The following is an 11,939-nucleotide window of genomic DNA, read 5'->3' as shown; positions in this document are numbered from 1 at the left end:
TACGTCCGCTGGCGTGACGTTTCTACGCTCACGGCATGCGCAGGCTGGGAGCATTCGTCGTGTTGGTGGCGTTGCTTGCCGGTTGCGGCGGCAGCGTCGCGCACGCCGAGTCCCGCGCCGGGGTGACCACCCGGATCCTGCTGCTGGCGCGAGGCCGGGACCGTCCGCTGCCGACCACGATCTGGTCCCTCGACGGGCTGACCGGAAAGCACCCGGTCGTGTTGTTCAGCCACGGGCTCGGCGGGCTGCCCGCGCACTTCGCCCCGCTGGCCGCGACCTGGGCGCGGGCCGGCTTCATCGTGGTCGCGCCGACCTATCCGCACACCAACGCGAAGGTCCGGGTGGACCGGTCCGACGTGCGCAACCAGCCGGCCGACGCCGCCTTCGCGCTGCACGCGGCCGAGAAGGCCGATCCGCGGCTGGACGCCGCGAGGGTGGTCGCGGTGGGGTTCTCGGCCGGCGGCACCACGACACTGGGGCTGCTGCGGGCCGGGCACGATCCGGGGATCGTGGCGGCCGTGTCGGTGGCCGGGCGCCGGCCGCCTTCGGCGTTCGGCGGCCCGTCGGTGCCGGTTCTCTTCGTGCACGGCGATCGCGACGGGACGGTTCCGCTCAGAGCAGGCCGTGATGCGTACGCGGCCCTGCCGTGGCCGAAGACCTTCGTGACCGTCCCGGCCGGTCGGCACGGCGATTACCTCAAAGTGGGCCGCCCGGGTTACCCGATGGTGTCCGCCCGCATCCTCGCCTTCCTCCAGCAGCAGGTTTAGCACTTTCACCCAGAGTGGCACTCCGAGACGAAAGACTCGCCCGTTCGGTCAGGTCTGTACTTAGAGTGATCTTGCCTAGGCTGCATCGGTGCACTTGACCCACGTAGCTATGGCCGCCGCAGTAACAGTGAGTGTTGCCGGAGTTTCTTACGCAGCGTTAGACCCGGCGGAGCTGGAGGCCAAGGCGCAGGTCGTCGCCGACCAGGCGTCGTGCCGCACCGTCGACACGGCGATCGTCGCCTACCTCGCCCTCAACGACACCCAGCCGGAGTCGATCACCGACCTGGCCGGTTATGTGAAGGGCGACATCACCGCGTACTCGATCGTCGACGGGTTGGCGTCCGGCCCCGGTTGCTGATTGTTTGTCGCCCGGTCGCGCGTTCCTTGGCGGCAAGACACGCCACGACCGGACCGGGACGTGCAGGATGACCTGGTGGAGACCGACCTTCAGCTGGCCCACCGCGCGGTGCTGACCGGCGCCGCGGTGGCGTTGCCGCACTTCAGCGCCCTGGCCGACCTGCCCCGCGAGCTCAAGGCGGACGGCAGCGTGGTCACCGCCGCCGACCGCGCCACCGAGACCGCGATCCGGGACGTGCTGACCGCGGCCCGCCCGCACGACGCCATCCTCGGCGAGGAACACGGCGCCAGCTCCGGCCCCGACACCTCCCGCCGCTGGATCATCGACCCGATCGACGGCACCGCCCTGTTCGTGGCCGGCGACGACCGGTGGCTGATCCTGACCGCCCTCGAGGAGGACGGCGAGATCGTCGTCGGCGTGGCCGCCCACCCGGCCCAGGGGAGTGTCTTCTGGGCGGTGCGGGGCGGCGGCGCCTTCGAGGGCCGCATCGTCGGCGGCCGGGTGGTCGCCGCGACCCCGCTGCGGGTGTCGGACGGTCCGGACGGACTGGAGGGAGCGCGGTTCGGCGCGGTGCCGGAGACCTGGGCGCCCAACCTGGTCGACCCGATCGGCGAGGTCACCCCGCCGCTGCCCTGGCCGGTGCATCCCGGCCTGCTGGTCGCCCGCGGCGACCTGGATCTGGCCATCCAGACCGGCGGCCAGATCTGGGACTTCGCCGCGACCTCGCTGATCCTCACCGAGGCGGGCGGCTCGTTCAGCGGCCTGAGCGGCCGCACCTCACCAGGCCCGGGCGCGTCGCTGTACGCCCGCAGCGACGCGCTGCGGATGGCCACCCTGGAACTGCTGGCCGACGCCCGGCACGCCGCCTCCCGCGCCTGACCCCATTTTTCAGTACGCCGTCGGATCAGTCCCGTGGCCCACAGTCCCGCCAGGCGGGCCTCACCCTCCGCGCGCCCGCGCCGGGCGGGCCCGGCCCCAGGCGCCGGCCGGCTGCCCCCTCATGCCGGCTGCCGCGGCGCACGCACCCGTGCTCTCGCTGAGACCGGGGTCAGACGGACGCGGCGATCTTCTCGATTACGAGGTCGGCTATGCGAGCCGCACCGAGGGAGGCCGGTAGCGCGGCGATGGTCGGTGGCACGCCTTGAATGGTGACGTCCTCGATGCGGATCGGGAGGATGTATTCCTGTCCTCGCATTTCCAGTGCTCGCGCCTGCGCGGCGGCTCGTTCGTGATTGGTCCACATCTTGTCGCGGTAGGCCGCACTCACGAGTAGCACGCAGAAACGCGATTGATTCGCGTACACGTCGTACAGGGTGGTGTAGAGGTTCTTACCCCAGAGCAATGCCTTCTTGTCGTCGTCGTAGAAGACGCGGACGCCGCGTTCGGTGAGGATCTCGTCCAGATCCCGGGCGAAGTCGCGATCCTCGCCGGCGAAAGACAACGCGATGTCATAGACGTAGGGCCGATCCCGGGGGTGCCGGCCCGCCTCGGCGTGCCACCTGACGCACTGCTGCACCGCCTGATCCACCTGGGCGTCCAGGTCCGGCCCGGCGGCCGACGGGTCGATCCGGAAGTAGTGGCCGATTCTCTGCCGTAGCTCGTGCGGGAACCGGTGGAGATCCGCCCTCAGTTCCTCGTCCGAGACCAGGAGCACGATGGCGATGTCGGGATGCGTGACCCGGGTCTCCAGAATGAACTGGGACGATTTGTATGGATCGAATTGGTCGGCCAGCGGGTCGATGAGGACGGTATCGACGGCACTGTTCTGCCGAAGCAGGCTGTAGCTGTATTCCGCGGATCCGGCCGTGATGAGGACATGCGCGTTCGGATGGGACGCCAGGGCGTCCGAAAGTCGCGTCAACTTGACAGCATCGCCGACCACGGCGATTTGTAGCGTCATCCGGCGGAACCTAGCAGAGGGCGGGAGGAACTGCTGTCGGCAATCGGCCGGGTCAGGGGCTGGTGTGGTGGCCGCGGGCGATCAGCACGACTATCACCGCGATGATCGACAGGGCTATGCCCAGGAGGCCGAAGATTCGGCCCAGCAAGGCCGGGGTCACCCTCGGACCGCCTGGTTGCGGGCCGCCGCCACGGCTGGCCAGGACGGCCAGCAGGCCCAGCAGGAAACCGATGCCGCAGATCGACATCGGGACCGAGGCGATGCCCAGGACCAGCGCGATCCGGCCGGAGGCCGGGGTCGCATCCGGCGGCGGCGGGGGTACGCGGTGATCTCTCACCATGAACGGGAAGGTAGCCCGGCCGGCTGGGGCCGGGCTGGCGTTCGGGGATAAACCAGGCTTACGGGGCGTGCAGCGTGATGGTGGTCCAGGCGCCTACGTGTACCTGGTCGCCGCCCTTCAGCTGGCGGGTATGGCCGGCGCCCAGCGGCTGCTGTTCGCCGTTCAGGTAGGTGCCGTTGGTCGAGCCCAGGTCGGAGACCAGCCACACGCCATCCACGCTGAGCGTCAGCAGGGCGTGGCTGTGTGAGACGCCGGGGTCGGTGTCGGCCAGGTCGATCTCCGGGTTGGTGCCCTTCGACGTGCTGCGCCGGCCGATGCGCACCTGGGGGGCGGGCAACGTGACGGTGCGTTCCTGCGCCTCGGCCGGGAACTCGACGCCCTCGATCGCGTTCTCCTCGAAGTACGCGCGGTCGGCGGCGATCGTCGCGGTCCACTGGCCGGTCGCCGGCGTCGCCACGGCCGGGGGTGCGGTCAGCGTAGGCACTTTGCCGGTGCTGTGGTCGTACCCGCAATCCTCACAGAAGCGTGAGCCGCCCGCCCGGGGTGCCCCACAGTGGGGGCATGGTGGCGAAGCCGCCGCGGGGGCCGCCGGCGCGACCGGCGGCGCGGCGGCCGGGATCGACGCCGTTCCGCCGATCTTGGCGCCGCACTCGTCGCAGAAGTCGTCCGTCGTCGACGAGTGGCCCTTCGGGCAGGTGTAGGTGGTCACTGGGACCGTCCGACCCGGACCGTCTTGGTCGAGCGGGTGTCCAGGGCCATCTCGTCGGCGGCCTCGACCTTGCGCCGCAGCCGGACCGTGCCGGTGGCGGCGTCCTCGATGTCGACGACGGTGGCCAGCAGCTCCTCGGTGGCCTTGTTGCCGCTGGCGTGGGCGAGCTGGGCGGCCCGGCCGAACTTCAGCGTCGCGGTGCGGTCGTCGCCGGATTTGCGGGCCTCGATGCCGGCCTGGATCGTCTCGGCCAGCTCGGCCTGGCCGGTGTAGTGCGCGACCTGCCGGTTGATCCGGGTGGACAGCGCGGTGTCCTCGGTCCACACCGCCCGGACCAGCGACTGCGCGTGCACGGTGTCGCCCTCGACGACCGACACCCGGGCGGCCAGCATCTCGTCGCCGGCCGCGCCGGGCTGCACGTCGATGCAGACGTGGTAGTCGCGGCTCTCCGCGCCCCAGGAACCGAGCGGGTACCGGCCGGCCCGGGGGCCGTCGTCGACCCGCTTGCCGGTCAGGTCGGCCACCTCGGGTTCGACCTGCTTGACGAACCGGACCGTCGAGTTGACCGGCGTCCACACCTTGAGCTGCACGTCGGCGCTGGTCTTGCCCATCGCCTTGGTCATCATCTGCTCGAACGCGGCGGCCAGCCCGGCCGGGTTGGCGACGATGTCGACGGTGCCCAGCAGCGCGTCGGCGATCTTGCGGAGCTCGGAGACCTTCCAGTTGACGCCGACGCCGCGGCTGTCGCAGGTGAACTTGCCGGCGATCGAGGCGAGGACCTGCTCCAGGTAGCCGGCACGCTCGCCGTTGTCGCCGTCGGTGAGCAGGATGGCGTGCGCGATGTCGCCGGGGCGCTGGGCGAACAGCTGGGCGGCGAGCAGCAGCCAGGCGCCCATCGCGGTGCCGCCGCTGGCCTGCAGCCGGTCGATCGAGCGGATCGCGTCGGCCCGGGTCTCGGCGGACGAGACGGCGAGCCGGCCGGGGGCCGGGAACAGCTGCTGGGCGGTGCTGACCCCGGCGATGATGGCGAAATTCACGCCGTCGTCGATGCACTCGACGGCGGTCTTGGCGGCCTGCCGGGCGGCCTGGATGCGGCCCTCGGCCTGCATCGACCCGGAGGCGTCGACGATGATGATCTCGGTGGCGCCCGAGGTGCGGCGGCCGCCCTCGGCGCCGGACGAGGTGACCGTGATGATCGAGTTGACCTCGGTCGCGCCCAGCGCGAGGAATTCGTTCTGGAAGGCCTCGGCGGTGTACGGCATTCCTACTCCTTGATGTTGCTGACGGGCACGAGAGCGACGGTGATGTTGTCGGCGCCGCCGGCGGCGTTGGCGAAGTCGATCAGACCGCGGGCGGCATCGATCAGAGTGCCGCCCTCGCGCAACCTCTCCCGCACCACGGCGCCGAAGTCGGCCGGGTCGGTGAGGTAGTTCCACAGGCCGTCGCTGCACAGGATCAGGTGACCGGGCCCGATCACGGTGAACGCGCCGGTGCGCGGCATCGACGGGCCGGCGTCGGCACCGAGCCAGGCGGTGATCGCGTGCGCCTTCGGGTCGCGCATCGCGGCCTCCGGGTCGGTGCCCATCGCGATGGCGTGGGTGGCCCACGAGTCGTCCTCGGTGAGCTGCTCGGCCGGCCCCTCGGCGGGCAGCCAGTAGGCCCGGCTGTCGCCCACCCAGCCGATGTTGATCTCGGTGCCGCGTACCGTCGCCACCACGATCGTGCAGGCCGGGTTGGACGCGGCCCGGCGCGGGTCGCCGCCGTTGACCAGCTCGGCGACGGCGTCCTTGGCGGCCAGGATGGCCTTGGAGACGTCCGGTTCCACGCCCAGGTGCGCACCGGCCGTGTTGGCGGCGGCCTCGGAGGCCACGTCCGGGTCGAACGACGCCGAGACGCCGTCGCTGACCACCACGTCGACGTCGGTGCCGCGGACGGCCAGCCACATGGCGTCCTCGTTGCGGTGGTGCCGCCGGCCCCGGTCGGTGACCGCGGCGGCGATGTCACCGCAGTCGGACTCGAGGTGGTCGCGGGGGCGGCCGGCCAGCATGCCGCAGCGTTCGCAGTAGCCGTCGGCGCCCACCCCGCCCGGATAGCCGCAGTTCGGGCAGGGCTCGGCCACCGGGGCGGAGGCGGCCGCGAGGGAACGCCCGCAGGCCTCGCAGAAGGCCGCGCCGGCAGCTCGCTCGTCGGCGCACGAGGCGCAGTCGGTCATCGTCATGGTGCCTCGTTCCAGTTACGTGCGCGTCCGGGGGCGGGACGCGTTCGCGAGATCCACCAGGCGGATCCGTTCGGGGCCGTGCGCGGCCTGGGCCATCTCGCGGTAGGCGGTCTCCAGGGCGAACCGGACGTCGCGTTCGCGTACCTCACCGCTGCGGGCCGTGCCCAGTACGGCGGCCGGCAGGGCCCGCCCGCTGGTCACCGAGCTCAGGGCCTGTTCGAGCAGTTCGGCGCGGAGCGCGGCGAGCTGGGCCGCCTCGATCTCGAGGCGCTCGATCAGGGCCGCCGCGGCGGCCAGCGAGGTGACGTCGGCGGCGGCCGACGGGTGCGACCGCACCAGGGCGCGGACCGCGCCGACCTGCGAGCTGCGGTAGGCCGACGAGGTGCCGGGGACCCGGTTGTACGCCTCGACGGCGCCACTGCGGTCGCCGGCGCCGAGCCGGCACCGGGCCAGCCCGGCCGACGCCGTGGTGTACGCCGGGTCGGTGCGGCTGACCACGTCGTAGTAGCCGGCCGCGGCCGGGTCGCCGGCGAGTTCCAGGGTGAGGCCGAGCGCGAGCTGCGGGGCGAGTTCGCCGGGCAGCGCCGAGTAGACGGCGTCGAACCGCTGCCGGGCCTGGTCGAAACGCTCGGTGGCGAGTGCGAGCAGCCCGTCGTACCAGGCCACCCGCCAGTCGGCGTCGTCCGACGCGAGCAGCTCGTCCCGTTTGGCGGCGGCCGGGCGGAAGTCGTTGTCGCGTACGCCCAGGTCGATGTGCGCGCGCAGCTCGCGCAGCCGGACCTCGACGGTGTCCTCCGGCGCGTTGGCCAGCAGGGCGAGCACCTCGGCCGGGTCGGTGACCGTCACCGACGCGAGGAACGCGGCGGCCGGGTCGGTCAGGTCGATCATCGGCGTCGGCAGGTCCTGCCAGCGCGGCAGGTCGGCCTTCAGGTCGGTGCGCAGCTCGCCGGTGAACAGCCGGGAGGTGGCCGGCCGCGGCTTGCCGTCGGCGGCGGCGAGCACCTGGCGCAGCACGCCGAGCATCTGGTCGGTCATCTCGCCGGCGTCGATGAACCGGTCGGCCGCGTTGAGCATGGTCGCCCGCAGCAGCAGCCGGTAGAACGACTCGTAGCGCTGGTAGACCTCGAACTCGCCGCGGTCCGGCAGGCTGTCCTTGAAGGTGGTCTGGTAACCGCGGAAGTCGGTGGTCAGCACGGCCAGGGTGCGGCCGATGGTGAACAGGTCGGAGGCGATCGACGGGCCCTCGGTGGCCATCTCCGGCGCCTGGTAGCCGACCGTGCCGTAGAGCGCCGCGTCCATGTCGTCGATGTGCACGACGCCGCCGAGGTCGATCAGCTTCATCTGGTCGCCGGACTGGATCACGTTGTCCGGCTTGAAGTCGCAGAAGATCAGGCCACGGTCGTGCAGGTAGCCGAACGCCGGCATGATCTCCAGCACAAACGCGAGGGCCTGGTCGACCGGCAGCGGCTCGGGCCGGCGCTTCTTGAGCATGTCCTTGAGCGACTGCCCGCCGACATATTCCATGACGATGTAGCCGGCGCCGTCATGCTCGACGAAGTTGTAGATCTTGACGATGTTCGGGTGTTCGACCTCGGCCAGGAACCGCCGCTCGGCCACCGCGGCCGCCAGGGCGTCCTCGTCGCCGGAGTTGAGCAGGCCCTTGAGCACCACCCAGCGGTCCGAGACGTTCTTGTCGACGGCCAGGTAGATCCAGCCGAGACCGCCGTGCGCGAGCGCGCCGACCACTTCGTACTGCCCGCCGACCAGGTCGCCCTTGACCAGCTTCGGGGTGAAGTTGAACCCCTCGCCGCAGGACGGGCAGAAGCCGGAGGCGCGGCCGTCGCGGTCGCCGCGGGACCGGCCGACCGGGTTGCCGCACTTGGCGCAGTAGCGCTTGTCCTCGGGGACCTCGGCCTTCGCCATCACCGCGGTGGCCGGGTCGGCCTGCACGATCGGGACGACGTCGACCAGGCCGCCGCCGAAACGGCGGCGCCGCGATCCGGTGCGGGAGCTGCCGGTGCGGCCACTTCCGCCGGTACGGGTGGAGAGCGCGGCTGTCCGTTGTGAAGGAGCGGTAGCCCTCGTTGCGGTTTTTGTCCCCGCCGCCGGGGCCATCCCACACGTGTCGCAGTAGCCGTCCTCGATGGTTCCGGGACAGTCACGTTCGCACTTCATCGGCCTTCCCTCGCGATCGTGGCGGTGAGCGCATCCTGGTAGGCGTTGACGGCCGCGCGGGCCGCCTCAAGATCACATGGTGCCGTGTATAACGCAGTGCGGGCCTTCTCGGCCAGGGGAGTGAGCTCGGTACTTTCACCGAACCCCCGGCGCAGCGCCTTGGCCTGGTAGGCGTCGAGGCGTCCGCGCAGCTCGTTGCGGGTGCTCAGCAGGCCGCTGTTGTGCGCGGCGGTCTGGTGCAAAGCGGTCAGCCGCTCGCGGGCCCGGCGGCTCCAGTCGGCCAGCTTCGCGCCGATCAGCGGCCAGTGCCCGGCGGCGGCCAGGGCGTCGATGGCGGCCAGATCCGGGCGCAGGTCGGGTCCGCGTACCGTCTGGATGTCTTGATCCCGGAAGCGGTCCGCGGCGGCCTCCGCCGCCTGGTCGGCGGCGTTCGCCGCCTGGGTGAGCTCGGTGGCCAGCCGGCGGGCGTCGGCCAGCCGCTGGGTGAGGGAATCGCGCAGCTCGGCGACCGAGGTGCGCTCGGCGTCGGCCCGGGCGATCAGGGCGCGTACGGCGTTCAGCTCGGCCGGATCGACGCCGAGCGGGTCGGTGGCGAGGGTCTTGGTGAAGGCGCCGAGCCGGCGGTCGGCCTCGTCGATCGTGGCCGTGCCGCTGCCCGCCAGCCGGATCAGCACCCGCACGTTGTCGACCGCGGCGGTCGCGTCGGCGGCGCCCGGGAGCAGCCGCTGCCACACCTCGCCGGCCCGGGTGACCACGTCGACCGCGGTCTGGAAGGCGGCCTCCATGGCCGACAGCAGCTCGGCGGGGGAGCAGGTGGTGTGCACCTGGCTGGTGCCGAGCAGGCCGCGCTGGGCGAGCGGGACGGTCGTGGTGGACAGCGTGATCGACCGGCCGAGGACCTGGTGTTTCAGCTCGGCGCGCTCGGTGTCGCTGAGTTTGCGCCGGCTGCGCTTCTGCCGGGCCTGACCGGTGAGGTCGGTGAGCATCCGGTAGCCGTCCCACAGCTGGGTCAGCGCGTCGGTGGCGTCGGCCCAGGCGGCGGCCGTCTTACCGGTCAGCCCGGACTTGTCGAGGTCCTTGCGGGCCGGGTTGTCGTCCAGATCGACCAGGTTCGCGGCTATCGCGGTCAGGGCGGTCTCGAGGCGCAGCAGCTCGGCGTCGGCCGGTGCGAGGTCGGTCATCGGTACTGCGCCGCCGGTGGCTTCGGGGCGGTGCCGAAGCTGCCCAGCCACTTGTTGTAGGTGGCGGTCCAGGTGCCGTTGGCCCGGTTCTTCTCCAGCACCGCGTTCACGAACCGGGTGAACTCGGGATAATTCTGGGACAGCGCCATCCCGTACGGCTCCTCGGTGAATTTCTCTCCGACAACCTTGGCGTACGGGTCCTGGGCGGCCATGCCGGCCAGGATGGTGTCGTCGGTGGAGATCGCGTCGACCTCGTTCTGCTGGAACGCCACCAGGCAGTCGCCGAACGCCGGCTTGGCCACCGCGATCGGCTTCGTCGACACGGCCTGGATGTTCAGGTATGACGTGGAGCCGGCCGCCGAGCACACCTTCTTGCCGCCGAGGTCCTCGATCTTCTTCGCGCTCGAGTCCTTCGATACGAGAACCTTCTGGCCGGCCTCGTAGTAAATGGTGGAGAAGTTGACGTCCTTCCACCGGGAGCAGTTCGCGGTCATCGTGTCGGCCACCACGTCGATGTCGCCGTCGCGGACTGAGCTCACTCGCTTGTCGTACCCGATGACCTTGATCTGCAGTTTGTTCGGGTCGCCGAAGATGGCCTGGGCGAGCTGCCGGCCCATGTCCACGTCGAAGCCCTCGACCTGGCCGTTGAACGGGTTGCGGGAGGAGAACAGCAGGGTGTCCTGGCTGGTGCCGAGGATGAGCCGGCCGCGTTTCTGGATCGTGGCCATGTAGCTGCCGGCCGGCATCCGGCCCGGCTCGGGCAGGGCACCGGACGGCCGGAGGCTGGCCCGCGCGTTGCACGAGGTGTCCGCGGCGGGGGCCGAGGTGCTGGTCTCCGGTGCCGGTTGGGCGGTGCTCCCGGGCAGCGGGGACGCGTCGCCGGAACACGCGGCGAGCGCCAGGGTCAGCGCGGCGGCGGCGACGGTCGCGATCAGCTTGCGGCGCATCAGCGGTACTCCTCCAGCCGGGTGCGGATGCCGGCGAAGGCCAGCGCGCAGATCGCCAGCGCGGCCAGCGGCCCGAGGATCGCCAGGGCGGTCAGGCCGCGCCCGGCCTTGTCGATCTCGGCGGTGAACGCGATCTTCCGCTCGTCGAGGGCCTTGGTGAGGTCGGCGGTGACCTGCTCGAACTTGCCGGTGGTGTCGGTGCCGATGGCCAGCTCGACCGCGCCGTCGTAGTTGCCGTCCTGCCCGTCGAGTTTGCGGATCTGCTCGTGGGCGGCGGCGTACTCCTGGTAGCTGCCCGGGGTGCTGCTGGGCAGGTAGGAGTTGTTCAGGGCCGCCTTCAACTGCGGGTTCGCGGCCTGCCAGCGCTTCTCGGGCTCGTCGCTGCTGCCGTGCATGGCCAGGGTCAGCGCCTCGTCCCCGCGCTCCTGCAGGGCCAGGATGCGGGCCTCGGCGAGCTGCACGACCGGGGTGGAGCCGGTGTCGGCGGCCCGGTCGAGATGCTGATTCTGGGTCAGCAGGACGGTGGCGGTGCCGAGGCCGAGGATCAGGGTCAGCACCGTGGCCGCCAGCAGCGGGACGTTGAACGTGCGGTGGGTGTGCCGGCTCAGGTAGCGCTGGGCCAGCCACAGCGCGCCGAGCAGGGCCACGAGCAGCAGCGCGAAGAAGCCCGACCACCAGCCGCCGGCGGCGCCGGTGTAGCCGTCGCGGACCTCCCGCTGGGCGAGGTCGAACAGGTTCTTGGCCTCGGGCAGCAGGGCGGTGCGGTTGAGTTCCGACGCGGAGGACAGATAGGACGATCCGACCGGAAGGCCCTGGCGGTTGTCGGCCCGCGCGGTGGCCACCAGGGCGGTGTAACGGGCCAGGCCGGTCGAGATGGCCTGCACCGAGCCGGCCGCCGCGCTGCCCTCCGGGGTGAGCCGGGCCGCCTCGGTCAGGGCGGTGGTGGCCCTGGTCAGGTCGTCGTTGTAGCGCTCGGTGAGCGCGGCCGGCTCGAGACCGCCGGCCAGGAACGCCTGCGCCGCCGTGGTGTCGGCGTCGGCCAGGTTGGCGTAGATCGTCTCGGCCTCGGCCAGCAGCGGCTGGGCGCGGTTGCCGAGATCGGTGGTGCCGGCCGCCGCCTGCTGACCGGTGACCCCGGCCAGCAAACCGGTGAGCAGGCCCAGCGCGATCAGGGCGGCGAGCATCAGCTGGAGCCGGCCGGGTGACGTCTGGCGTAGGGCTTTGAGGCGCGCCGTTGTCGTTGTCGCCCGTGCTGCCGGCGCGGGCCGGTTCACCACCGCTGTGCTCAAGCTTTCCTCCGTCCACCGCGAGTCCTACTGTGCGGTATTCGCGCAAGGCGCCGAG

At 71.5% G+C, this 11,939-nt stretch carries 13 protein-coding genes; 4 read left to right on the top strand and 9 right to left on the bottom strand.

Annotated features, from left to right (window positions below):
* Positions 1-35 precede the first annotated feature (35 nt).
* The 3 genes from Ate02nite_RS26180 (at position 36) to Ate02nite_RS26170 (ending at position 2,004) form a co-directional block, all read left to right on the top strand.
* Positions 36-767, top strand: a complete 732-nt coding sequence (locus Ate02nite_RS26180) for an alpha/beta hydrolase family protein (protein WP_203810048.1) — start codon at positions 36-38, stop codon at positions 765-767.
* A gap of 88 nt (positions 768-855) precedes the next feature.
* Positions 856-1,125, top strand: a complete 270-nt coding sequence (locus Ate02nite_RS26175; protein ID WP_239147699.1) for a hypothetical protein — start codon at positions 856-858, stop codon at positions 1,123-1,125.
* 75 nt (positions 1,126-1,200) lie between these two features.
* Positions 1,201-2,004 carry an inositol monophosphatase family protein gene (locus tag Ate02nite_RS26170; RefSeq protein WP_239147698.1) on the top strand — a complete coding sequence of 268 codons (804 nt, stop codon included), beginning with the start codon at positions 1,201-1,203 and terminating at the stop codon, positions 2,002-2,004.
* Positions 2,005-2,173: 169 nt separating this feature from the next.
* Here the strand turns inward: Ate02nite_RS26170 and Ate02nite_RS26165 are convergent, their stop codons facing one another.
* From Ate02nite_RS26165 to Ate02nite_RS26155, 3 genes are read right to left on the bottom strand one after another with little or no spacing between them, the layout of a single operon-like run.
* Positions 2,174-3,025 (bottom strand): TIR domain-containing protein, encoded by an 852-nt coding sequence (locus tag Ate02nite_RS26165; RefSeq protein ID WP_203810046.1) that lies wholly within the window; start codon positions 3,023-3,025, stop codon positions 2,174-2,176.
* Between the two features lie 52 nt (positions 3,026-3,077).
* Positions 3,078-3,365, bottom strand: coding sequence for a hypothetical protein (locus Ate02nite_RS26160; RefSeq protein WP_203810044.1), 288 nt, complete (start codon positions 3,363-3,365; stop codon positions 3,078-3,080).
* Positions 3,366-3,423: 58 nt separating this feature from the next.
* Positions 3,424-3,849, bottom strand: coding sequence for an FHA domain-containing protein (locus Ate02nite_RS26155; protein ID WP_239147697.1), 426 nt, complete (start codon positions 3,847-3,849; stop codon positions 3,424-3,426).
* 1 nt (position 3,850) lies between these two features.
* On the opposite strand from Ate02nite_RS26155, the gene Ate02nite_RS48950 reads away from it, so the two are divergent.
* Positions 3,851-4,066: a hypothetical protein gene (locus tag Ate02nite_RS48950; RefSeq protein ID WP_239147696.1), complete on the top strand. Its 216-nt coding sequence runs from the start codon at positions 3,851-3,853 to the stop codon at positions 4,064-4,066.
* A 4-nt stretch (positions 4,067-4,070) separates the two neighbouring features.
* On the opposite strand, the gene Ate02nite_RS26150 is transcribed toward Ate02nite_RS48950, so the two are convergent.
* The 6 genes from Ate02nite_RS26150 to Ate02nite_RS26125 are packed head-to-tail and all read right to left on the bottom strand — an operon-like array spanning position 4,071 to position 11,884.
* Positions 4,071-5,336, bottom strand: a complete 1,266-nt coding sequence (locus Ate02nite_RS26150; protein ID WP_203810040.1) for a vWA domain-containing protein — start codon at positions 5,334-5,336, stop codon at positions 4,071-4,073.
* 2 nt (positions 5,337-5,338) lie between these two features.
* Complete coding sequence (locus tag Ate02nite_RS26145) at positions 5,339-6,292, bottom strand: PP2C family protein-serine/threonine phosphatase (protein WP_203810038.1); 954 nt, start codon at positions 6,290-6,292, stop codon at positions 5,339-5,341.
* Between the two features lie 15 nt (positions 6,293-6,307).
* A complete protein-coding gene (locus tag Ate02nite_RS26140) occupies positions 6,308-8,467 on the bottom strand; it encodes a serine/threonine-protein kinase (protein ID WP_239147695.1) in 2,160 nt (719 codons plus the stop codon).
* A complete protein-coding gene (locus tag Ate02nite_RS26135; protein WP_203810036.1) occupies positions 8,464-9,648 on the bottom strand; it encodes a hypothetical protein in 1,185 nt (394 codons plus the stop codon). The genes Ate02nite_RS26140 and Ate02nite_RS26135 overlap by 4 nt, the downstream gene beginning before the upstream one ends.
* Complete coding sequence (locus Ate02nite_RS26130) at positions 9,645-10,595, bottom strand: glutamate ABC transporter substrate-binding protein (protein WP_203810034.1); 951 nt, start codon at positions 10,593-10,595, stop codon at positions 9,645-9,647. The genes Ate02nite_RS26135 and Ate02nite_RS26130 overlap by 4 nt, the downstream gene beginning before the upstream one ends.
* Positions 10,595-11,884: a GlnX family signal transduction membrane protein gene (locus Ate02nite_RS26125; protein WP_239147694.1), complete on the bottom strand. Its 1,290-nt coding sequence runs from the start codon at positions 11,882-11,884 to the stop codon at positions 10,595-10,597. The genes Ate02nite_RS26130 and Ate02nite_RS26125 overlap by 1 nt, the downstream gene beginning before the upstream one ends.
* Positions 11,885-11,939 lie beyond the last annotated feature (55 nt).

Source organism: Paractinoplanes tereljensis (assembly GCF_016862435.1).
Taxonomy (GTDB): Bacteria; Actinomycetota; Actinomycetes; order Mycobacteriales; family Micromonosporaceae; genus Actinoplanes; species Actinoplanes tereljensis.
The sequence above is the reverse complement of the archived record's forward strand: the minus strand, read 5'-3'. Positions and strand labels throughout refer to the sequence as shown.

Coding starts and splice junctions, on each gene's coding strand:
- Ate02nite_RS26180 (WP_203810048.1), top strand. CDS start 36: ATGCGCAGGCTGGGAGCATTCGTCGTGTTGGTGGCGTTGCTTGCCGGT.
- Ate02nite_RS26165 (WP_203810046.1), bottom strand. CDS start 3,025: ATGACGCTACAAATCGCCGTGGTCGGCGATGCTGTCAAGTTGACGCGA.
- Ate02nite_RS26160 (WP_203810044.1), bottom strand. CDS start 3,365: ATGGTGAGAGATCACCGCGTACCCCCGCCGCCGCCGGATGCGACCCCG.
- Ate02nite_RS26150 (WP_203810040.1), bottom strand. CDS start 5,336: ATGCCGTACACCGCCGAGGCCTTCCAGAACGAATTCCTCGCGCTGGGC.
- Ate02nite_RS26145 (WP_203810038.1), bottom strand. CDS start 6,292: ATGACGATGACCGACTGCGCCTCGTGCGCCGACGAGCGAGCTGCCGGC.
- Ate02nite_RS26140 (WP_239147695.1), bottom strand. CDS start 8,467: ATGAAGTGCGAACGTGACTGTCCCGGAACCATCGAGGACGGCTACTGC.
- Ate02nite_RS26135 (WP_203810036.1), bottom strand. CDS start 9,648: ATGACCGACCTCGCACCGGCCGACGCCGAGCTGCTGCGCCTCGAGACC.
- Ate02nite_RS26130 (WP_203810034.1), bottom strand. CDS start 10,595: ATGCGCCGCAAGCTGATCGCGACCGTCGCCGCCGCCGCGCTGACCCTG.